The 23,815-nt window shown below is 61.0% G+C and carries 23 protein-coding genes; 10 read left to right on the top strand and 13 right to left on the bottom strand.

Features of this window, described 5'->3' with window-relative positions; translation table 11 throughout:
• Positions 1-61: 61 nt before the first annotated feature.
• The 3 genes from ACFRAH_RS01725 to ACFRAH_RS01715 form a co-directional block, all read right to left on the bottom strand.
• Entirely contained in the window at positions 62-460 is a 399-nt protein-coding gene (locus ACFRAH_RS01725; protein WP_377989181.1) for a hypothetical protein, read from the bottom strand.
• 219 nt (positions 461-679) lie between these two features.
• Positions 680-1,567, bottom strand: a complete 888-nt coding sequence (locus ACFRAH_RS01720) for a hypothetical protein (protein WP_377989180.1) — start codon at positions 1,565-1,567, stop codon at positions 680-682.
• Positions 1,568-1,727: 160 nt separating this feature from the next.
• Positions 1,728-2,207 carry a hypothetical protein gene (locus ACFRAH_RS01715; RefSeq protein WP_377989179.1) on the bottom strand — a complete coding sequence of 160 codons (480 nt, stop codon included), beginning with the start codon at positions 2,205-2,207 and terminating at the stop codon, positions 1,728-1,730.
• 386 nt (positions 2,208-2,593) lie between these two features.
• Between ACFRAH_RS01715 and ACFRAH_RS01710 the strand changes: the two genes are divergently transcribed.
• Positions 2,594-3,802: a hypothetical protein gene (locus ACFRAH_RS01710; protein WP_377989178.1), complete on the top strand. Its 1,209-nt coding sequence runs from the start codon at positions 2,594-2,596 to the stop codon at positions 3,800-3,802.
• Between the two features lie 85 nt (positions 3,803-3,887).
• On the opposite strand, the gene ACFRAH_RS01705 is transcribed toward ACFRAH_RS01710, so the two are convergent.
• On the bottom strand, positions 3,888-4,409 hold the full coding sequence (locus ACFRAH_RS01705) for a hypothetical protein (protein WP_377989177.1): 522 nt from the start codon (positions 4,407-4,409) through the stop codon (positions 3,888-3,890).
• Between the two features lie 216 nt (positions 4,410-4,625).
• On the opposite strand from ACFRAH_RS01705, the gene ACFRAH_RS01700 reads away from it, so the two are divergent.
• The 3 genes from ACFRAH_RS01700 (at position 4,626) to ACFRAH_RS01690 (ending at position 6,640) form a co-directional block, all read left to right on the top strand.
• Complete coding sequence (locus ACFRAH_RS01700; protein WP_377989176.1) at positions 4,626-4,898, top strand: DNA gyrase subunit A; 273 nt, start codon at positions 4,626-4,628, stop codon at positions 4,896-4,898.
• A 297-nt stretch (positions 4,899-5,195) separates the two neighbouring features.
• On the top strand, positions 5,196-5,642 hold the full coding sequence (locus tag ACFRAH_RS01695) for a hypothetical protein (protein ID WP_377989175.1): 447 nt from the start codon (positions 5,196-5,198) through the stop codon (positions 5,640-5,642).
• A 407-nt stretch (positions 5,643-6,049) separates the two neighbouring features.
• Entirely contained in the window at positions 6,050-6,640 is a 591-nt protein-coding gene (locus tag ACFRAH_RS01690; protein ID WP_377989174.1) for a hypothetical protein, read from the top strand.
• Positions 6,641-6,760: 120 nt separating this feature from the next.
• Here ACFRAH_RS01690 and ACFRAH_RS01685 read toward each other — a convergent pair whose 3' ends face one another.
• The 5 genes from ACFRAH_RS01685 to ACFRAH_RS01665 form a co-directional block, all read right to left on the bottom strand.
• On the bottom strand, positions 6,761-7,267 hold the full coding sequence (locus tag ACFRAH_RS01685; protein ID WP_377989173.1) for a barstar family protein: 507 nt from the start codon (positions 7,265-7,267) through the stop codon (positions 6,761-6,763).
• Positions 7,268-7,950: 683 nt separating this feature from the next.
• Positions 7,951-8,328: an Imm8 family immunity protein gene (locus ACFRAH_RS01680; protein ID WP_377989172.1), complete on the bottom strand. Its 378-nt coding sequence runs from the start codon at positions 8,326-8,328 to the stop codon at positions 7,951-7,953.
• 245 nt (positions 8,329-8,573) lie between these two features.
• Positions 8,574-9,059, bottom strand: coding sequence for a hypothetical protein (locus tag ACFRAH_RS01675; RefSeq protein ID WP_377989171.1), 486 nt, complete (start codon positions 9,057-9,059; stop codon positions 8,574-8,576).
• A gap of 150 nt (positions 9,060-9,209) precedes the next feature.
• Positions 9,210-10,025: a hypothetical protein gene (locus ACFRAH_RS01670; protein WP_377989170.1), complete on the bottom strand. Its 816-nt coding sequence runs from the start codon at positions 10,023-10,025 to the stop codon at positions 9,210-9,212.
• A 1,821-nt stretch (positions 10,026-11,846) separates the two neighbouring features.
• Positions 11,847-12,245 (bottom strand): ribonuclease E inhibitor RraB, encoded by a 399-nt coding sequence (locus ACFRAH_RS01665; RefSeq protein WP_377989169.1) that lies wholly within the window; start codon positions 12,243-12,245, stop codon positions 11,847-11,849.
• Between the two features lie 284 nt (positions 12,246-12,529).
• Between ACFRAH_RS01665 and ACFRAH_RS01660 the strand changes: the two genes are divergently transcribed.
• Complete coding sequence (locus ACFRAH_RS01660) at positions 12,530-12,760, top strand: DUF6278 family protein (protein ID WP_377989168.1); 231 nt, start codon at positions 12,530-12,532, stop codon at positions 12,758-12,760.
• Between the two features lie 681 nt (positions 12,761-13,441).
• On the opposite strand, the gene ACFRAH_RS01655 is transcribed toward ACFRAH_RS01660, so the two are convergent.
• Entirely contained in the window at positions 13,442-13,708 is a 267-nt protein-coding gene (locus ACFRAH_RS01655; RefSeq protein WP_377989167.1) for a hypothetical protein, read from the bottom strand.
• Positions 13,709-14,668: 960 nt separating this feature from the next.
• Between ACFRAH_RS01655 and ACFRAH_RS01650 the strand changes: the two genes are divergently transcribed.
• The 4 genes from ACFRAH_RS01650 to ACFRAH_RS01635 all read left to right on the top strand — a co-directional run bounded on the left by ACFRAH_RS01650 (position 14,669) and on the right by ACFRAH_RS01635 (position 18,499).
• Positions 14,669-15,115: a hypothetical protein gene (locus ACFRAH_RS01650; protein WP_377989166.1), complete on the top strand. Its 447-nt coding sequence runs from the start codon at positions 14,669-14,671 to the stop codon at positions 15,113-15,115.
• 926 nt (positions 15,116-16,041) lie between these two features.
• Entirely contained in the window at positions 16,042-16,524 is a 483-nt protein-coding gene (locus tag ACFRAH_RS01645) for a hypothetical protein (RefSeq protein WP_377989165.1), read from the top strand.
• Positions 16,472-17,554, top strand: a complete 1,083-nt coding sequence (locus ACFRAH_RS01640) for an insulinase family protein (protein ID WP_377989164.1) — start codon at positions 16,472-16,474, stop codon at positions 17,552-17,554. Before ACFRAH_RS01645 ends, ACFRAH_RS01640 begins: the two co-directional genes overlap by 53 nt.
• A 507-nt stretch (positions 17,555-18,061) precedes the next feature.
• On the top strand, positions 18,062-18,499 hold the full coding sequence (locus ACFRAH_RS01635; RefSeq protein ID WP_377989163.1) for a VOC family protein: 438 nt from the start codon (positions 18,062-18,064) through the stop codon (positions 18,497-18,499).
• 586 nt (positions 18,500-19,085) lie between these two features.
• On the opposite strand, the gene ACFRAH_RS01630 is transcribed toward ACFRAH_RS01635, so the two are convergent.
• Together ACFRAH_RS01630 and ACFRAH_RS01625 are read right to left on the bottom strand one after the other, a co-directional pair.
• Positions 19,086-19,427, bottom strand: a complete 342-nt coding sequence (locus ACFRAH_RS01630) for a YciI family protein (protein ID WP_377989162.1) — start codon at positions 19,425-19,427, stop codon at positions 19,086-19,088.
• A gap of 49 nt (positions 19,428-19,476) precedes the next feature.
• Positions 19,477-20,532 (bottom strand): DNA polymerase IV, encoded by a 1,056-nt coding sequence (locus tag ACFRAH_RS01625; RefSeq protein ID WP_377989204.1) that lies wholly within the window; start codon positions 20,530-20,532, stop codon positions 19,477-19,479.
• Positions 20,533-20,781: 249 nt separating this feature from the next.
• Here ACFRAH_RS01625 and ACFRAH_RS01620 point away from each other — a divergent pair, with 249 nt between their 5' ends.
• Complete coding sequence (locus ACFRAH_RS01620; RefSeq protein WP_377989161.1) at positions 20,782-21,222, top strand: DM13 domain-containing protein; 441 nt, start codon at positions 20,782-20,784, stop codon at positions 21,220-21,222.
• On the opposite strand, the gene ACFRAH_RS01615 is transcribed toward ACFRAH_RS01620, so the two are convergent.
• Positions 21,219-23,702, bottom strand: a complete 2,484-nt coding sequence (locus ACFRAH_RS01615; protein ID WP_377989160.1) for a PEP/pyruvate-binding domain-containing protein — start codon at positions 23,700-23,702, stop codon at positions 21,219-21,221. The two genes, ACFRAH_RS01620 and ACFRAH_RS01615, sit on opposite strands and share 4 nt — an antisense overlap.
• Positions 23,703-23,815 lie beyond the last annotated feature (113 nt).

The raw sequence follows: 23,815 nt of genomic DNA, 5'->3' as shown, positions 1-23,815 counted from the left end.
TCAGAGAAAATGATCTGTGTGCACTGTATCGGAGCATGCGCGTCTCGACCGTTCGGGGTTCCTAATTCCGGCTATGCGGTTCCACGCCGTGGTCCAACTGTGCCCAGAGGCGATCACGCTGGGGTCCGGTTACGGCGGCTGCGTCGAAGGTTGCTTCCTGACCGGTTGAAGGATCGGTGGTGACAAAGTGCCCGCGTCGCAGTTCCTCTGCGACATGCCATTCAGGACCGTAGTCCTCTTCGAGATAGTCGTGCTCCCCGCTCAGCCAGTGCACCTGCGTCCACATGCGCTCCTCCTTGAGCCAGAGGAAGGGGAACGATCGCATGGGAGCGACCCCGGTAGTCACCCAACCCATTGGCTCGCCGTTCAGGGACAGCTGCCACACAGCATCCCGAAACTCGTCCAGGCGCGGGTCCTTTGGCCAATCCGTGTCGTCGAACCACTTATTCAGCCATGCCATGAATTAGTTGTACCAGCCCACAACGACCCCGAACGACCGGTAGCCATATGAGCTAGCTGGTTCCTCGATCCAACCTGGTGGAGGTGCTGATGCTCATTGATCTGACATGTCCGTTTTCACTTTTGGAGTAGACCAAGGAAACTGGCCCGGTTGAGGTTCCTCCGGGGACAAGAAAATGCTTGGTGGAAATGGGGGTCGGTCGCGGGGGCCCCATTTCGATTAGCCCAGGTTGTACTTCTGCGCGAGTCGGAATGCTGGCTCGAACTCGCTATTGACGGGCTCTCCGCCTGCCGTTGACGTGGACGTGGCGTGATGCAACGCTCCACGGGAGCGGAGATATTCCATGCGATCGTCGACCATCCGAGTCAGCTCTGCCGCGTTGGCCAGGTCCGCGCTCTTCAACTCGATGTACGGGAGGTCTCCGTGCTCGTAGTAGTACTCGAAGCCACGGGCATCAACGAGAAGAGTGAACTCTCCATGTATGAACATCTCAGCCAACCCTTCAAGGGCATCGCGGTCCTCGAAGCAGTGCACTCCTCCTTCCTCGTCGACGGCCAGGACGGGGTAGGCAATAAGGTCGGGCGCTGAATCGTCCCTGCTCTGGCGGCCTGCGATCGCTTGCCAGCGGCTCAGCGCTTGCGCAAGGACGGAGTCATACTGGCTGCGGTCGAAGGTGATCGTTCGAGGGCCGGGCACTGGCCTGACGTCTTCGCCTTCCCCGGTTTCGTCCTGCCACCCGGCGTCCGCCCAGATGACGGTGTCTTCCGTCCTGCGGACTTGGACGCTCAACGCTCCGCACGCTGCCTCCAGACAGCCTGGGCAAACGAGCAAAGCAACCCGCCCGTCATTGAAATCAGGTTCAACCTGCCCCAATAGACGATGCAGCTGGGCCAGAGCATGATCAGGGGCATCCGTTTTTAGGTTAGTTTCCTCCGCCGGTGGTCGTGGTTCATTCAAGTCAAAGATGTCGGACAGCTTTTTCCCATCGATCAGGAACTCTTGTGCCGACGACGACCGGGACTCGAGCTGCCAAAAACGCGGAAACTGACGGACAGACCAGTACCGAACCAGGTCCCGCAGCGCGAGCATCGAAAGTCTTTCATCCATGACGGCAATTATCGCCGGAAGTGCTCTCAGAAACTGGGGAGATGACCCGACAGGCGTTTCCGAAAGAAATGGACTAGATCTAGCGCCCTGTGCTGTGAAGGGTTCGGCCGAGGGACCGGTCTAGGACCGGTAAGCACGTCCTGGACAGCAGACGGACAGTTTAGATCTTGCGACCAGGCTTCTTTTCTGGCCGGATTTGCGCCCAGACGTCCCCGAGGAGCGGACCGCCAGGCGGCTGCAGTTTGTCATACCGCTTCATCAATTCCCGGCGTTCATCGTCGGTGGCGCCGACCTGATCCAGGAATTCTCCAAGGGCCCATGCGACGTGTTCAGCGAGCGGGCCCATCTTCTTCAGTTCCGGGGAAGCGTGCCAGCTGGTGGCTAGCATCGCATGAGCTTCCCGTAAGCGTTCCGCAGCCCGGTCCAAAACTTCGGGCGGGGTAGTTTCGTTCATCGCAAGCGATGTCAGGACGTTGATGTCGCTCGCTTCAGCAAGGATGAGAAAAACCTCGCGACTCAAGTCTTTGCGCTCTGAGAGAATACTTTGCTCTAGGGCCGAGCCATTTCGCGCTACTTCCTCTAATGGCCGATCAAAATGATGTTCCGGTGGGTTAGAAGAATCCCAGGTAAAACCACGCATACTGCCACCCCTTACCTTGCTCGACGAGCTGGTTGGCCCAGTCCATGGGAGGCCCCCTGAGCTCGGACCCGCCAAAATCCTCTGTCCAAGGTCGAGCCTACGTCACCAGATGTGCTGCACGGGGTTCCGGGTGCGAACATGGTCTAGACCTAGAGACTTGTGCCGTGAGGGGTTACCCATTCGAAAGGCAGCATCATTCAGATGTACCGGCGCTTTGTGAGGCGCAGGTTTCGTGGAATGCGGCGTTGACCCGGCAGGATGATGCCATGGAAAACTTCCGCGATCTGGTCCGGCCAAGGAAGTCAGACTGGATTGGCGTGCCCAGACGGAGGTCCGGGTCCCGGATCGTTTTGACCGCATGGCTGACAGGCGTGGCCACCATTGGGTTGGCGTTCGTCGTCGATCGGGGCTGGGAGGAACCAGCACTCTCCTGGGAGGAATCGCTCCTGCCAATTAGTGTCTTCACTGCTGCCGCGGCAGCTTGCACGGTCGCGGTTGCCTTATTGGGCTGGGCTCTGGGCAGGGCATGTGCCTTCGGACTGGTCATTGTTCTTGCAGCCTGCGCATGGCTACATGGTTCCGTCGGTGCTGCATCTGCCCCTGTCTGGGCAACAGGGGTCATGGTCGCTGTCGTCCTGGCTGCTGCAGAAGCCTGGGCCTCCTCGCGGCAGTTGAAAGCGGTCCAGCAGCTCGCGAACCGACTCAAGGACGGTTCGACAGTGCGGGTAGGAGCCAACGCGCTGTCCTCTGAACGGCGTGCCCTGATGCAAGGGCGTTGGATCACCGCCGGCATGGTGGCTGTGTCGGTCGTACTCTGGGGTTGGTTCTCGGTGCAGTGGTCCATCGCAAGGAACCAGACTCCACCGCCGGACACGAATTTCTTCGAGCCCGTCGTAGCCCAGTTTGCTGCTGTGGCGACCGTGCTGACGGTGGTTTCCGCTGGTCGGAATGTCTGGCGGTGGTGGGCGCACAGGCAGGTACGGCGAACAGTGTGGATCGTGCCCGGCGCAGGCGGACCTGTCTGGGCACCCGGTCTGGACCCTTCATACGGCGACGGGATCGACCCCAAAGACAGTGAAACTCAAGGATGCTCCTGCCTGGCCGAAGCCCAAAGCCGTGACATTGACGGCGAAGAAGATTGGAGCAGCGGCACAATTCCGGCCGATGACTACTGCCCGGTGCACGGAATCGATGCGATTAATGCGCTGGACCACGATACGTTCCGTGCCCTTGCCCGCGCCGCCTGGCTTTGGGACAAGAGCTCGATGGTGCCGTCCACAGGGTCTGACGCTCCTGACAACGCCGCGGGTCTTCTTGCCTTTGCCGGGCACGCATTCGGCGGAATCCCTGTCCAAAGGAACGGCGATCTGTTGGATGCAGCAAGCCCACGGGTTGAAGCAGCCGAAGAGCTGAAAACAACAGACGCCGTCGTCCCGGAGTGGGCCAAACCGCAGTTCCTGTCTCCCCCGGAGCGCGGAATCCTCGACATCGTGGACCTCACGCCGGCCGGCTTGCCCGGGACAGCAACGCGATACCGCCACGGACGAGCGTGGCACGACCCCGATCGGACCCCAACAGACAAAACCATGCCGTAGAGGGTTCCCCTTGGAAATCGCCGCAGGTTCCCCAACGCCCAAACGGGTCATGGCGGTTACTGGTAGGTGCTCGCGGGTCCTGTTGCTATAGGTCTTCCTCACCCATCATCGCCTTACGGAAGAACCGCTGCGTGACGGCATCTACATAGATCCCTACGGGGAGCCAGCGAACGTCCCACGCCACAAACAAGGCTTGCAGTCGGGCGTCGTCGATGCGTTGGTAGGCATCGCTGATGCCTTGACTGCTGCGCTCCCGGGAGACCTGAAGATCCCATCCGTCGTTCTCCGCGGGTTGGACAGCGATATACCTGCCGGCCTTTTGTCCGTTGGTTATGAGCCCAACGCGATGTTCGGACCATTCGCTAGATTCCGATGGCAAGGGTTCTGAGGCCGCGAGTTTCACGGATTTTCGCCAGCTGACGGGCACTTTCCTCCGGGAAGCCGGATGCGGTTGGCCCGGCGAGTACGTTGGGCTGAATGAGGATGAGTCCCAATCGCCTGAAAGCAGCCGGAATGCCGCCTCCACGAACGTCAACAGAATCTGGCCGATCCGGAGTTGCGGCGGCACCGACCGCCGTCCGGATCGGTACTCGCGTCTTCCTGCCATGCCGTTCCCTTGCTACCGCCTTCTATTAGCGTCAGGTGCAGCTAATCACGTCGGAGCCAGTTTGGTATGCAGCGGCAACCGAACTGAGCCAGGATTACGAAAAGGTGCCCCGAAGAAAATGGACTAGACCTCACGGCTTGTGCCGTGAAGGGTTCCTTCGGCGATCCCCAACTGGACGCCATGCCCCATTGATTTCCCTCGTGCAAGAATCGCCGCATGGATGAGGACGAGCGGCAGACAAGGCAAGAATTGATGATCCTCGATGCCGTGCTCCAGGCGATGGACCGGCGTGACGAGGTCTTCCAGATAATTGGGGATTCAGGGGACGAGGACGAAGCAAGGCTTCGGGTGGGTCAGCTGTTGGGTGTGGGAGCGTTGGGCAGCCGGTTCGTCCTCGACATGCAGGCGAAGGGATTCACCCGCGACCGGCGTCAGGCCCTCGCTTCCCGTGCGGAAGAACTTAGATCAAAGTTGCCTGATGGCCCCTGAGGACTTCGTGTTCTCCGTCGATTACTGGTTTCACCATGCCGATCGTTTGAGCATTTCCGCAGAGCTCTGTTGGATAGCTATTGCTGGCGCGACACTTTAACCATGAGGTCAAGGCTGATTGGTGCCGGGTTAGCGTCTGCGGTCGTGGCGGCGGTTATAGGTTGTTCGGAACCAAGCACGCCAAATTTGGAACCGTCCAAAAAACCCTCATATCGTCCCTCTGCAACTGTTGGACCTGGCGAACTTGTTGGACGCCTGCTTGTACGACAGGAAGGCAATGAGGGGCCTGTATTCTGCATGGGCGGTGTCAACAACTCTTACCCGCCCGGATGCACCGGCCCGGTCATTCACGGATGGGATTGGGATTCGGTAGACGGTGAAAAAAGAGCCGCCAACGTGATCTGGGGAGACTATGAAGTGCGCGGGATCTGGGACGGGACCAGCTTCACCGTCGGCAAACATCCGCCGCAGAGCTTCATACAGCCATCTGAGCCACCCCGAAACCGTCCAGCCGATCCGCTGCTGGACCCGCGCAACCGCGGTGCCGGCACAACCGCCCGGCTGGAACAGATACAACGCGAATTGTGGGAATCCTGCCAGCCGGCGCTGACCGACACGCAGATCGAAAACGGGTATCTCTTCCTGCGGGTGCCCTATGACGACGGCTCCGTCCAGGCGCTGATGGATAAACGCTTCGGTCTAAAGCTCGTGGCTGTCCGAAACGCATTCTGGCCGGCCAATTAGGCAACGCGATTATCGTCCCGCGCCAGCCCCAGGCGTATTTCCGACCGATCGCAGTGCTCCAACGACTGCCTTAGATCAAAGTTGCCTGATGGTCGCTGAAGACTCGCCGTTTACCGGCGATCACTAATTCCACGTCCTCCGATGGAAGTGCTGAGGCTCAGCGATGCGGCTTCCGACCTCCCCTTTGGAGTAGACCAAGGGCACAGGCCCGGTTGAGGTTCCTCTTAAAGTCTTAAGTTCACGTGTCACGTTTGGGTCCCGACCTGCCTCCGGTGTGGTTAATCGCCTGGGGTCGGAGTACTTTCGGCGTATGCGGAGGCTGCCATCGCTGGACTCCGCGGTAACTGCAGTAGCCGCTGTACGAAGTGGTTACGAAGTACATCCCCATCGTGCTGAGAGAGGCCGGAATGAATATGGGCGACGTTAAGGCAATTGCACTGATGGGCGTGCTCACCGTTTTGCTAGCTGGCTGTGCGCCAGCTGACGTAGCTCAACCAGCTGCCCCGAGTGACAAAATGGCAACCTCGACTACTTCGAACATGCCACCAACCGCTCCGCCTGGAATTTCGGCGGCCATCGAAGACGTCAATGCAAGTGCAAAGAAGCGAGGCATCCTGCCAAATAAGGTCTGGTACGAAGCCGACCAAAACGTGGTGATGGCCATCATTCCTCCATCGCCACCACACGCAGATGTAAGGGCGTTCGAGGCCGATGTAGCAGCGATCTCAGCCGCCGCTGACGGGTTTACCGTCGGGATCAGGAACGCCCTTCGTAGTTTGGAAGAAGCTAAGGCGATTCAGCGCCGCGTCGACACCGATGGTCCTTTTTTGCGCTCAAAGGGGATCAACATAACTGCAACAGGCATTACCACGAATGGAGACACCGTCTTAGTTGACGTAATCGGTGCGAGCGACATTGAGGCCGTCAAACGTCAGCTTGTCGAGCGTTACGGGCCGGGAATTGATGCACAAACTGCCGTCGGCTGGGCCACTAACTAAGCCTCGTAGCTTTGGGCAAAAGTCGACCGCCGGCGAACGGTTCCCAAGGGAAAATGGTTTAGACCGAGCGAGCTGGTCCGTGAAGGGTTCCCCAAGCTGCCCAGGGGCAGGGATGCGACATCAGGGTTCGGCTGTGACCAATTCTGCGCCGGCCTCCTGCCAAAGACCCAGAGCGTCTCTGTTTTGGTCTGCCAGGACGACGTGGAAGGGCAGGGCGGGACGATCCCACCATTCGCTGTCATTCAATGGTTCCCCAAAGCTCGCTGCCGCATTGTAAATAGCACGGACCAGGGCTGCCAGTTCTTCAGACTGCTCATCTTGGAGCAGCTGGGAAGCCTCGTAGATCACCACGACGAATCCAGTCTGTGCGGACAGCCAGTCGAGGTCGGCCAAACATTCGCTGAACGCTGGCCAGTTTTCCCCGAAGTAATACGGGAACTGAAGCGCCGCGGAGAACTCATCGAACAGGGACTCCAGGGTTCGAGCCTTGGAACCACGGACCGATCGAACTGTTAGCGATGCATCAGCCCATCCGAGAACCAACTCAGCGGCCGTTGGGGCATCGGTTGGAAGAATGAGCAGTGGCCTGGATGGATCGACACGAAGCAGGTGCTCAACGAGAGTCATTTGCCGGACCCGAACACGATCACACAATTGTTGCGATTCATCTTGCACCAGATCTAGGTTCGCGGTGGTAGCCCGGACTTGATTCGCCTGATGCTGGCCAGCCAGTCTTCCCAGGCGGCTGAGTCAGTCGGCTGACCATCCATCTCCAGTACGGTATCACCTAGAAGGGTAATTAGGTCATCTCCAGCCCTCTGGGCGTATTGCCATATGAAATTCGACATGACCAGAAAGCCCTCACGCGCGGTGAGGTGAATCGTATCTTCAACCCGGTCGTGTAGCGATGCCATTTTGTCCCTCCACTGGTAATTCCAGAACCCAGCTTAAGCGGCCTAAAACCAGCAGTGTGCTGCCGGGTCGAGCCTACTTCACCAAATGTCCCGCTCGGGGTTCCTCCAGGGGTGGGGTTCGGGGGGCCTTCAGTGGGGATTTGCTATACCAAGTAGGCCGTTAGCGCAGGCGAACTCAGCAGACCAGTGGCGCTTGGTTGCCAAAGAATCCAGGCAACGATGATGACAACAACGGCAAGAACCAGCAGCAGCGCTGAAACGAGGATTGCGCGAGGTTTCATGAGCGGAGCGTAGTCCCGTTTGACTGGCAAGAACCATACGATGGCTTACACGCCGCCAAAAATAGGAACTGCCTCTTTTAGGGTTACGAGATCGTGCAGCCTACGCCTTATCGACTTATGCTGAGGGCATTTCCCACGGATCCGGTGACCAGTATGAGTCCGTCATATTGAACTCGGATCGTCCGAATCGCCCTAGTGCATACTCAAGTTCTTCCCATGAGTCAGCGGATACTCGAGCAACCGCTGAGCGCAGAAACGACTCGACATGCTGTCGGTCAAATGTGGCAACGATGACTTGGCCGTGGCCGGCAACGCAGGGTTGAAAGCGCAGGCGCCGGCTCAGTTCCTCGACGGTTGTCACGGCTATTTCGTACCTAAGCACTGCAGAGTGCCCTGGTGACGTCACGTACATCTCCAAGAGAGTCGGGAAGTCAGGGACTGCCGCATCCTCCTCGATGTCCGTCCACTGAAACTGCTTTACCTCCGCGAACATGCATTTCCTGTCTAGGTCAGATCGAATATTCGGGGTACCGGACAGAGAACATCTTGGGGTGGCCCTGAAAGTTCAGCCGTAGGTCTCTGTGCAGGATTGCCGAAGGGGAAACATGGTCTAGACCTAGAGAGCCGTCCCGTGCAGGGTTCGTTCTTCGCACCGCCACTGGCTGGTTTCCTGTACGGATATGCCGGCATCAGACCTCGTGTGGGCGCCGGTGACCCACTATTGTCCGGAGGACGCAGTCACTCTCGCCCCTTCCGGGCCACGATAATTAGTTCGGCGAAAATTGCCCCGATAAGTGCGAGTGTAAACGGCGACTTTGCACCTTCTATGCCCATATACAGCATGAGCGGATACTGCTCCTCGTCCAGGGGAAGCCCCGACCCGATCGGGCTGGCGACGGTGGCCAAGACCGCCAGGGTTGTGAGAGTGGCGAGGCGTGCAGCAGTAGCGCGAATTGTGAGGCGGTAGACGAGGACTGCGGCGACAGCGAGCAGAACGAAAGCTAGCCGCCACACATACGGCAGCCATTCTCCCGAGACCCCTACAATCCGGAAGTTGAATCCTAGAACAGCATTGGCATAGGCGGCTTGTAGCTGCATCGTGAGGTACCCCGTTAGGAGAACCACGAGCAGCGGACCAGCCAAAGCGACGACGATAGGAACGGCCGATCCGGGTTGAAGCGTTGATCCCGGATTTTTCTTGTCCGAGCTGGTCATTTTCTCCATCACATATCCCCCAATTCGATTGCTCTGACTGTAAGCCTCCTCCCGCAATTCGGGTAGACACCCGTCATCCGCGCCGCTTGCCGAAGCCGAAATGGACTAGACCTAGCGACATGTGCGGTGAGGGGTTCCCTCAGCTGTAACCACAGCCTTTCAACGTCGCTCCGGCCGGAACATGAGATATGCCAAGCGTAGAGTGTTTCCCGCAAGCGCCGCTGCGGCGACTCCCCAGAAAATCACCGCCTGCACAGCGCTGCTTTCGGTGTAGGGATCAAGCCCCAAGGCCGAACGGAGAACGTCCGACTCGTGCCCAGCCATCCACAACGCGGGCTCTAAGGCCAGCCAAACCGCTAGGGCAGCAGAAAGACTCCAACCAAGCAGTTGGAGAACCGCGAGCCACGCATCCCTAACCAAACGACTTCGGCCCGCGCGCTTCGCCGGCCCAATCCGGTCCCGTCGGCGTCGGTAAGTTGGAGGGTCGTAACTCCTCTCCTCTCCATAGGCTGCAGATTCTGGCCCCTCCACGGGTGGGCCAACAAGCTCCTCCCGCAACCGTTCAAGCGTTCGTGTGTTGTGCTCACGGCCGATTCCTTCGCGGCCGCCAGCGAGATCTGTAAATGCGATCACCCAGGACACCCGCACGTCGCCAGCTGGGGCTATCCACACCAGCTGGCTCATCGGGGTTATGTCCAAAACGCTCTCACGGGCGATCTTCCTGTCGCGGAACAAACCCTTTATATGGACCTCTGTCGGTGTAAGCCGGACCCCGAGCCTCCAGTGTCGCCAGCTGAACCAGAGCAGGACCACGCCGACGCAACTCCAGAAGACCAGCTCTACGGTGGGCGCGCCAGAGGGGGTCCATAACGGAACTAAACCTTCATAGATCACAACGCCTAGGCACAGCAGAAATAACGCAAACAAGGCGACGCGGGTAACAAACAGCTGATGAAAAACCGCTTCATCCCCCACGAAGCCACTCCCTTCCGACAGGCTCTCACCTTTATGGATCGAAACTTAGCGCGGCTCCGATGATTCCAGTCTCAAATGTAGAATCTAAGAACGCCAAACCAGCCACCCTGCGACGGTCCGACTAGGTGGACAGTTCGAACTGCCGCGAGTGAGAGCCGGGTCAGTTTGTAACTGGAGTAGACCAAGGTAACTGGCCCGATTGAGGTTCCAGGACTGGATACTGCCGGGGTCGCTCAAGGCGCCAAACGCGGTGCGAAAACGGGCGACGGGCGTCTTCGTTTTGGGTTTACCGCCGGTTCTGCGCTCGATAGAGGAGTTAGAAGCGGTGCCATGCACGTCCGTGGCGATAACGGACAGCCGTGCCAGGGAAGCCAGCTGGCCCGAGGTCAATGACGTCCAAGATGCCTTGGTCGGCAGGTGGCACGAAGTCTGGATCTGCCCACTGAGGCGGGCCTGCCCGTTCCGGTCGAGTTATTTCAGTGGCCGGTTCAACAAAAGGCGAAACCGAATCAACATTGTCCGCTTCTCTAAAGACTGGCATTCCAGGGAAGGCGTGCCCGGCAAAGGCCAGCAGCCCCGCACCTGAATAGAAGGTCTCACCCTCGCTATGCGGAACCGCGGAGCTCACATCCCACAACCAGGTAGCCCTGGCCAGTTCACGGAAGGCGCCATGATCCAGCGCGTTCACTGCGTCAATACCGTGCGCAGGACAGTAATCATCAGCAGGTATTGATCCGATCATCCAGCCGGGATCTTCATCGAGATCGTGACGCTCTGCTTCTTCCCGGCAGATGCACCCAGACGCTTTGCTGTCCCTAGGAGTTAGGCCTCCGCCGTAGGACCTCATGAGGTGCGCTGTCCAGACCGGCCCCTCTGTACCAGGTATCTGCCAAACGGTCGCTGCCAACTGCCGATGCGCCCACCAACGCCAAGCGACTTGCACCGCCCAAAGAACCGTCAGCAATGAAGCCACGCCGGCGACTGAGGCCGTCGTCGGAGCAAGGATAGTTTCAGGAGCTACCGTGACTTGACCTCCGCCGTTGGCTAACTGCACCAGGAATGTCGCCCACAATAGAAGGGCGACAACTGCCAGAACCACCACGATCCGACGACCACGGGCCAAGGCGCCGTGCTCGGCCGCCAGTGCTTTGGATCCAACATGCACCCTGCTGCCGTCCCGGAGCCGATCGGCCAGCGATCGAACCTTTCGGAGTTGCCCGAGCGACGCCCTGACTTCCCTACCTGCCAACAGCAATCCCGTTAGGGCACCTGCCGCCCATACTGGAGTGGAACCCGACCCACCTGCGGCGTGGACCAGCCAACACGCTGTGAAGATCACCGGCGACGCGAAGGCTGCTCGTCTGCCCAAAGCCCAGCCGAAGGCCGCGAAGTAAACAGCTGCAAGGGTCGCGGCGATGACAGCGACTTCCAGAGGCGCCAGGGCTACCTCCGGACTCGGCGCCGGGGCAGCTTCCCAGCCTTGGTCAGCCACGAAGGCCCCGGCCACCGTGCCAACACCTGCCAGCCAGACAGTTAACATCACCCGGATCCCGGAACCACGACTTGGCAAAGCAGCCCAATCCGACTTGCTCGGCCTGAGAAGCTCACGAACATTACTCATGGCATTTATACTGCCTGAATACCCATCCCTTGATTGACGGCTCACTGCTCATCTAACCTGGCGCCAGGGCTGCGCTACGGATTCACTGCCTAATAGCTCTGCGGTCCACAAACAATTTGGACTAGACCAAGGATCCTATCCCGGTTGAGGTTCCCGAATGCACCCAAGAATGCGAATTAGTTCTCGTGCTTCCCGCAGCGTTAGGGGCCACTAAGAAGACGCTTGAGCCATGAGGGTCGACGAGCGCCGGCCATTGGCGGCGCCTCCACTACCTCGGCACCCCACCCGTCATAATCACCGCCATGGCGCTCCACTACGGAGGACACCTCCTGAACGAACGTCTTCACGCTGTAAGGGTCGAGCGGACTCAAGTGTTGGGCTTCCAAGAGGAAGTAGTCATCCTCTTCGAGGACTTCTGCAGAGTAGCCCAAAGCAGCAAGTTCCTCGGCGGCCTGTGATGCCCCCTTCACATTTGGGAAAACAGCACTGTGGCCCACCGCGCGTGAACTTTCGAGATCGTCGCCAATTTCAAGGCGCTGCTCGATTTGTTTTGCGGAAAGCGCTGTTGGGTCGACGAGCTTGTCCAAAGGGTCTGCCATGGACACAGTCTAGGACGTCGAGCAACCGGCACTTCGCCGTCAGCAGGGGCTCCCGAAGCGCGACATGGATAGACCTGGCGAACTGTGCCGTGAAGGGTTCGGCTCCCGGTAACGACCAGCGCGAAACGAGTGCGCTTAGGGTGAGCCACAAGAGCAGCTCAGAAGAACCTTTACAGGAACTGCCAGCGGGAATGCCGAGAAGGCAGCTATTTCCAAGCGCGAGGCCAGATGCTACTACGCAGAGCAGAAAGCCTCGCCACTCTTGATGAACCATCAATGATGGTTTGCCGGCCGATCTTGCCCGGCCTGTCGGGATGTTCTACGGAGACCTCCTCACGCACACTATTCCCGCAGCCCACTGGGAAGTAGTCGAGGAGGGATACCCCTTGGTTCGTGTCAGCAGGGAAGTTGCCGTTGATGTCGTCCGAGTCGCGCTACGGCGCCTGGCTACCCCGGAGCCCACCCTCGAACAAAACTATGCCCACGTCCTCGAACTCGTCAGGCAAGAACCGTAGAGGGTTCCCATTCCGGCCGTCGATGACCGATGCAACGCCTAAGATCTTCGAAGGGAACTGACAGGAGACGGAATCTCACGCGGACGACGCCGCGCCTGCGGACGGGGAAAGGATACGAATGGAAACTGGGCAGCGCTGGAACGTGCGCTGGTGGATTCGCCTCGCAGGCATTGCTGCAGTTCTAATCCTGATCGCCCAGCAATTCTCGACGACTGATTTCGTTGATCGCGGAGAAATACCGGCTTCTGAAATCCGCTGGGCTGGACCACAGTCTGCGCACTCGCTTTGCTCGTTGTGCTGTGCTACTGAGCTTTCGGCCCTACATAGAACTCCGGGCCACTGGCCAGCTCGTGCTGCAGGGACCGATCCGCAGACACACTTTTCATCGCAACCAGGTCAGTGATGTGCACCCGACAGAATCGAGACTGAGGTTTACCCTTAGGGACGGCTCCCATAGGACGAGCATCGTCTGCCAGAACACTTGGTCCCGCAACGAGCCGCGGTGGCTGGACGTGACTCAAGCAGTTACGGGGCGCCGGCCATTCCTGGACCATCGCGACGGCCGGTCCGACGACACGGCTGACGAAGGGAGCCTGTGAAAGCACTGCGCAGAGCCTTCGATTTACGGTTCGGCTTAGGGCAGCCACCGGACCACTCTTGCAGTCGAGCCGTCAGTTGACCTTAGTCGTCGTCCCATTCATCGCGCAGCGACTTGCGCAGCACGTCCACCTGCACGGTTAGCGCCCCAAGCAATTCCTCACGACTGAGTCGATTAGTGGTTCGGTATGACCACGCCACGTCGCCGTCTCGGTCCAGAACTTTGAGGAGGATGAAGGCCTCCAGCACAGTCTCGCCTGGCTCGAGCGCATGCACTTCGAGCCCGTTGAGTACTTGCTCGACGGGTACTCTTTGTTCTCCCTCAGCCGGGGCTCCTGAATGACTTCCCATGAGAGGAAAGACTACACGCGGAAACGAGGGGGTCTCGCGTTGAAAACGAGTCCCCGTAAGGGTTACCAAAATGATCCGTAGCTGGGGAGAGAATTCGGGATGCTAGAACGCTTGCTGAGATAACCTAGGCGTGCAGTAGGCGCAATCATTGGGGATGAAATATGGCTTACGTACTTCCTGGGTCTGGAATAATCCGGGTGATTTACCGCGCCTCCCTCGCTACTAATGCGCTGCTGTTTCTGGGAGGGCTCTTCTTGACTGTGGCTGTTTCCATCCAATTCGCCAGATACATTGCCACATATCAAGGCCCCGTGGACGGTGACGTCACCCGGGGCCCGGGTATCGTCATCGCTACTGGCCTCATCGCCGCGGTCCTCGCTGGAAGCGCCTTCCTGCTGCTCCGAATCGGCCAGAGGTGGGCAAACTGGTTTGACGTCCTGATCTGGTCCGTTGCATGGTTGCCCGCAAGCATCAACTTGAGTGGCATCATTCGAGACCCTGGCATTGGGTACGCATTGACCTCGACAGTTTGCCTGCTAGGCATCATCCTTGCAGTGGCCACATTCTTTCTTATGCCGCCATCCCCTGGAAACGAACAACCAGGGCATAACAAACCAGCCGACAGCTAGACCGGTAGCGGTTCGACTTACTAGATGAGAACGATCTCTGGAGTAGCGGCACCGAGGGTCCTTGCGCCTATCGGCGGGACGCCGGCGTCAATAGGATGAGGCATGAGCAAGACGATGAAGCGCGCGATATGGGTGGTCTGGTCCCTGCTTATGTGTTGGATTGCTTACCAGGTCCTCGGATAGCTTGGCGTTCTCTTCCTTGTAGGGGGCGGAGCAATTGCAGGCGTCTTAACAATCTTCATCAATCGGAAGGTGAAGCGAGACGAACAAATCGCACAATTCCGAAATCAAACCGATACCTAAAATGGCCTGCTGGCCTTAGCGCTCGCGATTGGAAACTCGGCAGCGGTGGAACGTGCGTTGGTGGATTCGCCTCGTAGGCGTCGCTGCGGTTCTAATCCTTTTGGCGCAGCAATTCTCCACTATCGAATTTGTTGCACGCGGAGAAATGCGGGCTTCCGAAATCCCTCTTGGCTGGATAGCCATCGGCGCTCTGGCTTTGCTCGTCGTGCTGCTGACCTTTCGTCCCTACATCGAGCTCCAGGCCGATGGTCGGCTCGTGCTGCAGGGACCGATTCGCAGACACACTTTTCAGCGCGAACAGGTCAAGGATGTGCGCCCGACAGAATGGGGGCTGAGATTCACGCTCGAAGATGGCACCCAAAGGACTAGCATCGTCTGTCAGAACACTTGGTCCCGCAACGAGCCTCGGTGGTTGGATGTGGCTCACGCAGTTACCGGCGGCAGGCCAGGCTTGGAACATCGCGGCGGTCGGTGAGACCCGGCGGAGGGCGAACGGAACCTGTGACGCATGTGCGCGGAGCCTTCCCGAGGGGAAATGGACCAGACCCAGCGACCTGTACCGTGAAGGGTTGGTTTTTTGATTGGCTGTGCGCCATCGGCGGGTTAGCCCCTTCTGGCTCGAGCAACATGCACGAGGTGCCGCGCGAAGTAGATGACGGCGGCAACGCTCACCAGCACAAAAATCCACGTGCCATCCATGTTGAGTGCGGGGCCGCTAGTACACGCGCCATCGATTATGGGGCCAACGCACTCGCGGCTCTTATACGCCAGAAGAATTAGGTTCACGATGATCACAAGCAGGATGGCTAGGGCCCAGGGCCACCTTCGCAGTGAACGGAATCGCGGCGTTTCATCCATGCAGTCACCATATCGACGGAGCCGACTAATGTCTGCCCCTTGAAGGTTCGCGAATGGCGTAAGTTCCAGCTTTGCGCTTTCCGATGAAGTAGCCGCAGAGCAATAGAACGACGCCACCAAGCACGACCAAGTACGCCCAGATGTTGTTCGCCGTGGACTGAAGGACCAACATGGCCCCCGGTTAAGGCGTTCACGGCACCCACACAATGTACGGCGATTCCAAGCCATCTAGGCGTCATGCCGCCACCCTAGAGTTTCCTGATGGGAATAGCCAGACAATAGGCTGCTGTTCGCTGGTGATGCTCAATGCGGCGCTGTCCCACGAAACATGAGGTATGCCAACCGTAGGGTGTTCCCTGCAGGGACCACCGCCGCGGTGCCTCCTGAATGACTTCCCATGAGAGGAAAGACTACACGCGGAAACGAGGGGGTCTCGCGTTCAAAACCCGTCCCCGTAAGGGTTCCCCACGCGGGTGCTGCCGCTCCTACCTGGGGTCGCGTCTGACACTCTGCTGAATCGCTCCATCTGCAAGACTGTCACCCATGATGCAGACCGTGCACACGAGCTCCCACAACGGGATTACCTCATTATGGTTGGACCGCGATGGCCTCTGCACTGGCACCTTAATATTCGGCGTCGGAATGCGCGATGAACCGTCCGCACTTGCCGGGATAACGCACCTGGTTGAGCACGTGCTTTTGCGCCTTGTGCAGCCCGCAGCGGTCGTGCACGGCGGTACCGTGACCACCGACTCACTCCAGTTCTACGCCGTGGGAAAACCGGAGGATGTTGCCGGCTTCCTGAATGCGATCGCGGTCGCCGTTTCAACATTCGAAGCTGTAACAGACGAAGTTATCGCCCTTGAAAAGTCGGTCCTCGAGGCCGAGGATCCGCACAAGTTCAGCACTGTCTCCAGCGGCTTTCAGCACTGTCTCCAGCGGCTTATTGACCTACCGGTACGGAACGAGCGGCGTGGGCGCCGCACATTTCGGGGCACCGGCCACGACCGGTCTGACCAAAGCTGAACTAACCGAATGGGCCTGCCGGTGGCTCGCCGCCGGCAATGCCGCCCTCACCTTCACCGGCCCCGTGCCCTCCGCTCTGGACATCCCTCTGCCAGCGGGTGAACCCGTAAGTCATCATCAGGATCCACCACTCATCACGGTTCCGACCCTGATCAAGTCCCAGAAGCAGGGCGTCGCGCTGTCTCTTCTGGTGCCATCCCCCGACGCCGATCTTCTCTGCGAAGCACTGCGCTACGAACTGCTGGCCCGGCTCCGCCACGACTCCGGAATCATCTATTCCGTGGAGAACTTCACAACCGCGATCGATAACGACCAGAGCCAACTCGACCTCATTCTCGATCCGGTCAGGCAGAACACCGTCCCGACTTTCAGGGAAGGCATCAACACCCTCCGCGGCGTTGTCGATGCCGGGTTCAGTGAGGACGCTGTCCAGTCGGCACGGCACGCCCTGATGACCGAGTTGGGATGGGACGACTACATTCCCCAAGACCATCTGGATCAGTTGGCGATAGACACTCTGTTCGGACGAAGCAGTCGGGACCGGCAGGAACTCCTGGACCGGGCGACAAACGTCGCCTCCGGCGAACTCACAAAGATTCTGCGAGCCAGTATCGGGTCGCTGATAGTCGCTTTCGATAAGTCGGTGGAGCTTTCCAAGGCAGACGTGCGAGGTCTCGGGCTCGCGATGGATCGTTACGAGATCTGGCAGCGGAATAAGGATCCGAAAAATGCTAAATCGGCAGCAGAAGTCGACGCTGAGAGTACAACATGGCGCCACAAGTCCACCCAGGCGAGGTTAACACTCACCCCAACGCGCCTGATGACCCAGACCTCCGGCAAAACGAGGACGATATTGTTGGCCGACGTCGACGTCGTCGGTGACCACAGCTGTGGCGGCATCTCCCTGATGGATTATCGAGGCAGAACCTGCGACCTCAACATGGATGAATGGAAAGCCGGCAAGAAACTCAGGAGGAAACTGCTCGAAGCGTTCCCGCCTGAGATCATCCGATCATTTTCCGAAGAATAAAGCCTGGAACTCCGGTCGTGGTGAAACGAGAACTGGTCGCTACGGAAAGCGGGTGAATTGCCTCTACGGAACTGCGTCGGCCGCAGACACGTTGGGTTTGCGCCGTAGGAGCCTCAGTGTTTGAACGGCGATGCCGAGGTAGAAAAATAATGCGAAAGCGCTTGGGATCCTTCCCGTCGTCATAACGGCCTCCAAGACGTTGGTGACGGCAAACACAAGTCCGATTGCGGATAAGGCCAGTGCCGCAATAAGCGGAGCCAGGGAATTCGTGGAACGTGCTGCAATGTTCCAAATTCCGGCCACGAGTAGGGCGAGTGCGCCTGGCGTATTCAGCCTCGGCTGCCATGGCTGTGGCGCTTGCATATGGATAGTCAGTGCCCATGCGAGTCCCCCTGAGAGTGTGCAGGGGGTTGTCGATGTCCCCCGGCTGGGAATAACGTAGCAGGCCAGACGGCTGATGTGCTCCGCTACTGGACCTCATCCGCCAGCCTCGGTAGCGTGCAACCCATGACCATCAGACTTGAGAACGTCGGCATCGCTGTTCGTGACCTCGAAGCAACCATCGCCTTTTTCACTGACCTCGGTCTCACAGTTGTCGGCCGTGACACCGTTAGCGGCGAATGGACCGACACCGCCGTCGGACTTGACGGCAACCACGCCAAGATTGCCATGCTCCGGACGCCGGACGGTCACGGCCAACTGGAGCTCTTCGAGTACATCCACCCCGCAGCGATCGAGACGGAGCCTACCCGTCCCAACGAGATCGGCATGCACCGCGTCGCGTTCTCCGTCGACGACATCGACAAGGCCCTGGAAATAGCGGCGCGGCACGGCTGCCATCCGCTTCGCGGTGTGGCGACCTATAAGGACATCTACAAGCTCTCGTACGTCCGCGGTCCCAGCGGCATTATCGTCATGCTCGCCGAGGAGCTGAAGAAGAACTGACGGCCGGGCCGGGCCCCGACAAGTGATTGCTACTTCCGGGTGATCCGGGCGTCGTGTGCGCCTGGGCCAGGGCGGCGAACTCCGCGCTAGGTGCCTCGAGCTCCGCGGACAATGGGGCAAAGGTGTCGGCAACGTAGCGGCTTGCGCCGTCTGCCGGGACGCCCCGATGAGACAGCCAACCTGCGATCGTTCCGAGGTAGCGAAAGTTCGCCGCGACCGTGGCCGATGCTGCGGACACCGATTCAAACGCCAATTCGTCCGCGATCTCCAGGCTCCCGCCAAGCCGGTTATACAACCCCGTTGCCGCCGGCGTTGCCGGGTGGACCGGTGTCACGCTCCCACGGGTCGCCGCGGCGGGGAGCGGGATGCTTCGTGCGACGTCCGTCGCGGGGGCACCCAGTCCGGCCACCCGCCCGACAGGGAAGCCGGCTATCGCGCTGAGCACGGCGTGGTCAGCGCGGAACTGCAGTCCAGCTGGTACCTCCGCGGCGTGCATGGGCAACAGGCAGACGACCACGACGTCGCCATCGTCCACGACCTGCTGGTTGTCCATCGCCACCCGAACCGACGGGAACCCAGCCGCGGCCTAACTGGCGGGGTCGTATGCGAAAGCGCGCACCTCCTGCGCGCAGCGGCAGGCGACTGCGATCTTCGCGGCCCACTCTAGCGCCGCATCGTACGAAGGCAGCTCCAGCACCGAGTAGCCGCCCTCGAGGTGCGCCGTCTGCGGGTAGGTGCCCTGGTTCACGGTCCCGTCGCCGTCGACCATGACCGGCGGGACGCTCTCATCGATGCCGCCGCCGAACACCCACACGCCGGCGTCCTTCGCCTCCTGGACCACGGCGTGGGACGCGTCCGAAACGGCCTCCAGGTCTCCGTCAGGCAAGACCATGGCGGCAGCGGGAAATGAGATCAGATACTTGGTCATCGCTTTAGCTCCTTCCTAGCACTACGAGAGACTGCATTGATCGAATCCGTCACCAACCGCCCCGCGTTGGAGTATGCCCCTTGCGGGCGTCGTCGGGCATTGTCATTTCGGCCCGCAGACCCAGGAGCCGGATGGGACGGCCGGCTTCAATAGCGGTCGCGAGGTCCAAGGCGCGCGCAAGGACCTCGTTTCGGTCGAATGTCTCGGGAATCTTCCTCGCATGGGTCGTGGTGAAGAACGGAGCGTACCGAACCTTGAGGGTCAGCCCCACAACGGGCCGTCCCTCGGCCGCAACATCCTCAAGGACATGCGCCGTCAGTTCCCTCACAGCGTGGTCCACCTCGGCCGGCTCGGTCAGGTCGCGCTGGAACGTGGTCTCCCGGCTATGCCCGCGGGCAACCCACGGCGTGTCATCCACAACACTGGAGCCGTCCCCGCGTCCAAGCGACGCGTACCACGGACCCATTCTGGGGCCGAACTCCGGGACCAGGGCTTGCGGATCGGCCGCGGCGAGCTCGGCGACGGTTTTGATTCCGAGTTTGGCAAGCCGGGCCGATATCTTGATCCCGACACCCCACAGCTCCCGCGTGGGCCGGTTGCCCATGACGTCGAGCCAGTTCCCGGCGGTGAGGCGGAAGACACCGGCCGGCTTGCCAAATCCGGTGGCCACCTTGGCCCGGACCAGGGTGTCGCCGATGCCCACGCTGCAGTGCAGCTGCGTCCGCTCCAGCACAGCGGCCTGCATCTGCCGGGCGTAGGCTTCCGGATTCTCTGACTCAATGCCCACAAACGCCTCATCCCAGCCCAGCACCTGCACCGTGGCGTCCGGCTGCTCCCGCAGGGTTGCCATCACCGCTTCAGACGCCTCGAGGTAAGCCTCATGATCGACGGGCAGGATCACAGCGTCGGGCACTTTCCGGGCCGCGATGCGCAGGGGCATACCGGAACCCACACCGAACGCCCTGGCTTCGTAGGATGCGGTCGACACCACGGCCCGTTCCGTCGGGACACCCCGGCCACCGACAATGATCGGCCGGCCCGCAAGCTCGGGCCGCCGCAGCACTTCGACAGCCGCGATGAACTGGTCGAGATCGACATGCAGCACCCACCGGATTCCGCTCACGCCAACAGTCTGCCCTAAACATCCCCGGGGAGCATCGGTCCGCCCCAAGTTGGGCCGCGGAACCTGATTATCCGGCTGAGGCCAGGAAATGCCTCCGTGGTTTACTGAGAAGACGGTGACCGGCCCAAACGGGCCAAAAACCGCCACTCGTCGTTTTGGGGAAACATGAGATCGCTTCGGTTGTCCATGTCATCGTTACTGGTGACAGTCGCACTCTCAGCATGCACGTATATGGATGCCCCGGGAGGCCAAGCCGGCACCCCCACCTCCTCCCCCGCTGTATCAACGTCAGCATCGGCGCCGGGCCATTGGACGGAGGTCTACGAGGGTGAGTTCGTGTCGCAGGCCTCTCCGACCCGTGGCAGGGCGGTCCTCACCGTCGCCCCCAGCAAGGTGGAGCTGAAACTGTCCGATTTCTCCACGGGCGACGGCGGCAACCTGTATGTGCACCTCAATCCGGGCAAGCTGGGTCCCAACGCTGCCGGCGAAGTGGGCCTGAGTTCCACACAGACGTTTGTGCTGGCGCCGCTCAAGGCACGGCGCGGCGCCCAGTCCTACGATCTGACCCCGATGTGGAAGCATCTGCCGGAGGTCCAGAGCGTCACAATCTACCAGTACAGTTCCCGGGTCCGGCGCGCGTACGGCACGGCCAATCTGGTCAGCCGGTATTAGCCGGAAGCCACCACCGTCCCGGCGCTGCCGTCCACAATGACGCGCTGCCCCTCGGCCAGGACACCCGTCCCCGTGCCGGTTCCCATGACAGCCGGGATGCCGTACTCCCTCGCCACAATCGCGGCGTGAGAGCCGAGGCCGCCCATATCGACGACGACGGCGGCCGCCCGCTGGAACAGCGGCGTCCAGGACGGGTTGGTGTAGGGGCACACGAGGACATCGCCGCTGCTCAGCCGGCCAAACTCCTCCGGGCCCCGGATGATCCGCACCGGCCCTTCGGCGAGGCCACGGCTTGCCGGTGTGCCGGAGACAAGCACACCGGCCGCACGACGGCGGTCCCTAAACAGCAGCGCCGTGTCCAGCAGCGGAATCCCCTCGAGTTCGCGGCGCCTGGCCGCCCTGGCCAGCACGAGCGGCCGGTAACGCTGGCGGACAGAAGGAGGCAGCGCCCCGCCGTCGTCCGTTATTGCCTCCAGTTCCTCGAACCGCAGGTGGTAGACATCCTGGACATCGTCGATGACGCCGGCGGCAACCAGGCGCCGGCCGAGCTCCCGGTACGCGCGGCGCATGGGCGGGATGACCTTGGTGGCGTAGAAGTGGCTGTCCTCGCGGAACGCCATTCCTGCCCGGGCGTCGTCGACGGCGGTGAGCACCTGCCGCCGCACCGGGCCGAAGCGAAGGAGCGGGTGGCGCTTCAGCTCTGCCAGCGCCGCGCCGGTCTGGTCGGCCGGGCCGGGCCGCTGGCCCAGCAGCGCCTTCACCAGCCCCAGCACCACCTCGGGGGCGTCGGACCAGGTGGGGGAACTGCTCAGCACCACGCTGACGGTTTCGCGGTTTCCGTATTCGCGCAGGAACCGGTCGAACGCTTCGCGGAAGGCGGCATGAGCCGGGTCCTCCAGAAGCTGCAGCAGGGCCGGCCCGTAGGAGGAGGAGGAGGCGAACGCTCCGGCCAGCCCCGGATCCGCCCGGACCATCGCGGCCAGCTGCTCCAGGGACCGGTTCGCCTGGCTAGTCCTGGTCTCCGCACCCGCGATCAGCGCGGACGCCAGCTTCAGCCGGCCGAGCAGCAGGAGCATCAGGCGCAGCCTCAGCAGCGGCAGGAAGATTCCGGGCAGGTAGGACATCCGCAGCTCTGTGATGCCCCGCATCGTGGCGAATGACTCCCGTGCCAGGCCCACAACCTCCGTCCAGCGCAGGGCTTCCGGATCCCGGCTATTCAGCCGGTCCACCTGCTCCAGGAATACGGTGAACTGGGAATCGCTCTTCCAGCCGGCCATCCTGAACTGCCTCGCACGGAGGGCCAGGCTCAGCGGCGCGGCAAGGACACGGAGCGTCAGCCGCGGTGACGGCGGCACCAGCTGCACCACTACGCCGTCCTCCTCGGGCAGCAGCTCGTCAACCGCGGGAAACCGCACCCCAACGCTTCCGCCCATCCGCTGCAGCATGGCCAGGATCCCCTGTTTCATCCAGCCGGACACGTCCAGCGGGTAGGGCCGCTCCTGGAACATTTCGATGAAGAACGGCACCACCCGCCGCTGAACCGCGTTGAGCCGCAGTGGCTGGGGCGGCAGCGCCGTCATGGGCCGCGACTGCAGCACATGGATCCGGCCCCCGGCCAGCGCCCACTCCATATCCTGCGGCCGGCCAAAATGAGCCTGCGACTTGCGGCCCAGATCAGCCAGCTCACGCAGCTGGTCAGCGGTCAGGGAAGGATCCGAGCTGCGTCTGCCCGGCTGTTCCCGGGTGCCGCCGCCGGCATCCGGGCTGACCACCACCTCCCCGCCGCCCGGAGCAAAGCTGCGGAGCCTGCCCCTGCCGTCCAGCACATAGTGTTCGGGCGTCACCCTCCCCGAGACCACGGCCTCCCCCAGGCCCGGGCTGGCGTCCACAACAGTCTCGCTGCGCTCACCCGTGACCGGGTTCGCCTTGAACATGACTCCTGCGGCGTCTGCCGGCACCATCTTTTGGACGACGACGGCGATGGCCACCTCATGCGGGTCGATCCCCTGCCGCCGCCGGTAGGCAATGGCCCGGTCCGTCCAGAGGGACGCCCAGCAGTCAGCAACCGCTTTGGCGACCGCCTCCTCGCCGAGGACGTTCAGGTATGTGTCCTGCTGGCCGGCGAACGCCGCCCCGGGCAGGTCTTCGGCGGTGGCGCTGGAACGGACTGCCACCGCCCCACCTCCCAGTGCCGCATAGGCGTCCGCTATCTCGGCCCGCAACCCCGTGGGCATGTCAAAGGAGGCGAACAGCGCGCGGCGGGTGCCGCCGTCGTCCGTGTTTTGATCACTGCCGTCCAGAGCCGCCCCGAGCCCGGTCCCGGCGAGAAGCATACGGTAGGCGTCCGTGGTGATGATGAAACCCGGCGGCACCGGAAAGCCCTGCCGCACCAGTTCACCGAGCGCTGCGCCCTTCCCGCCGGCAGCCGCAAGATCTGCGCTGCCGAAGTCGCCAAGCGGACCGACTGTCCTCCGTGTCATTCGAGACTCCTCAAAGGCCGGGACCAGTGTGGTCGGTGGCGGTCGCCGCACGTTCGTCCGGGCGTGTAAAAAGTACTCCACTGCCACTTCCCACGCATAGGGTCTCGCCACCG

Origin of the sequence: Arthrobacter sp. NPDC056727 (assembly GCF_042790555.1) — a bacterium.
In the GTDB taxonomy this organism is placed as follows: domain Bacteria; phylum Actinomycetota; class Actinomycetes; order Actinomycetales; family Micrococcaceae; genus Arthrobacter.
Note: the sequence above shows the minus strand (reverse complement) of the source record. Positions and strands in the feature narration are given on the sequence as shown.

What these genes read in the sequence shown, in the direction of transcription:
- ACFRAH_RS01725 (WP_377989181.1), bottom strand. Translation starts at nt 460, where the DNA reads ATGGCATGGCTGAATAAGTGGTTCGACGACACGGATTGGCCAAAGGAC.
- ACFRAH_RS01720 (WP_377989180.1), bottom strand. Translation starts at nt 1,567, where the DNA reads ATGGATGAAAGACTTTCGATGCTCGCGCTGCGGGACCTGGTTCGGTAC.
- ACFRAH_RS01715 (WP_377989179.1), bottom strand. Translation starts at nt 2,207, where the DNA reads ATGCGTGGTTTTACCTGGGATTCTTCTAACCCACCGGAACATCATTTT.
- ACFRAH_RS01705 (WP_377989177.1), bottom strand. Translation starts at nt 4,409, where the DNA reads ATGGCAGGAAGACGCGAGTACCGATCCGGACGGCGGTCGGTGCCGCCG.
- ACFRAH_RS01700 (WP_377989176.1), top strand. Translation starts at nt 4,626, where the DNA reads ATGGATGAGGACGAGCGGCAGACAAGGCAAGAATTGATGATCCTCGAT.
- ACFRAH_RS01695 (WP_377989175.1), top strand. Translation starts at nt 5,196, where the DNA reads ATGGGCGGTGTCAACAACTCTTACCCGCCCGGATGCACCGGCCCGGTC.
- ACFRAH_RS01690 (WP_377989174.1), top strand. Translation starts at nt 6,050, where the DNA reads ATGAATATGGGCGACGTTAAGGCAATTGCACTGATGGGCGTGCTCACC.
- ACFRAH_RS01685 (WP_377989173.1), bottom strand. Translation starts at nt 7,267, where the DNA reads ATGACTCTCGTTGAGCACCTGCTTCGTGTCGATCCATCCAGGCCACTG.
- ACFRAH_RS01680 (WP_377989172.1), bottom strand. Translation starts at nt 8,328, where the DNA reads ATGTTCGCGGAGGTAAAGCAGTTTCAGTGGACGGACATCGAGGAGGAT.
- ACFRAH_RS01675 (WP_377989171.1), bottom strand. Translation starts at nt 9,059, where the DNA reads ATGGAGAAAATGACCAGCTCGGACAAGAAAAATCCGGGATCAACGCTT.
- ACFRAH_RS01665 (WP_377989169.1), bottom strand. Translation starts at nt 12,245, where the DNA reads ATGGCAGACCCTTTGGACAAGCTCGTCGACCCAACAGCGCTTTCCGCA.
- ACFRAH_RS01655 (WP_377989167.1), bottom strand. Translation starts at nt 13,708, where the DNA reads ATGGGAAGTCATTCAGGAGCCCCGGCTGAGGGAGAACAAAGAGTACCC.
- ACFRAH_RS01645 (WP_377989165.1), top strand. Translation starts at nt 16,042, where the DNA reads ATGATGCAGACCGTGCACACGAGCTCCCACAACGGGATTACCTCATTA.
- ACFRAH_RS01635 (WP_377989163.1), top strand. Translation starts at nt 18,062, where the DNA reads ATGACCATCAGACTTGAGAACGTCGGCATCGCTGTTCGTGACCTCGAA.
- ACFRAH_RS01630 (WP_377989162.1), bottom strand. Translation starts at nt 19,427, where the DNA reads ATGACCAAGTATCTGATCTCATTTCCCGCTGCCGCCATGGTCTTGCCT.
- ACFRAH_RS01620 (WP_377989161.1), top strand. Translation starts at nt 20,782, where the DNA reads ATGGATGCCCCGGGAGGCCAAGCCGGCACCCCCACCTCCTCCCCCGCT.
- ACFRAH_RS01615 (WP_377989160.1), bottom strand. Translation starts at nt 23,702, where the DNA reads ATGACACGGAGGACAGTCGGTCCGCTTGGCGACTTCGGCAGCGCAGAT.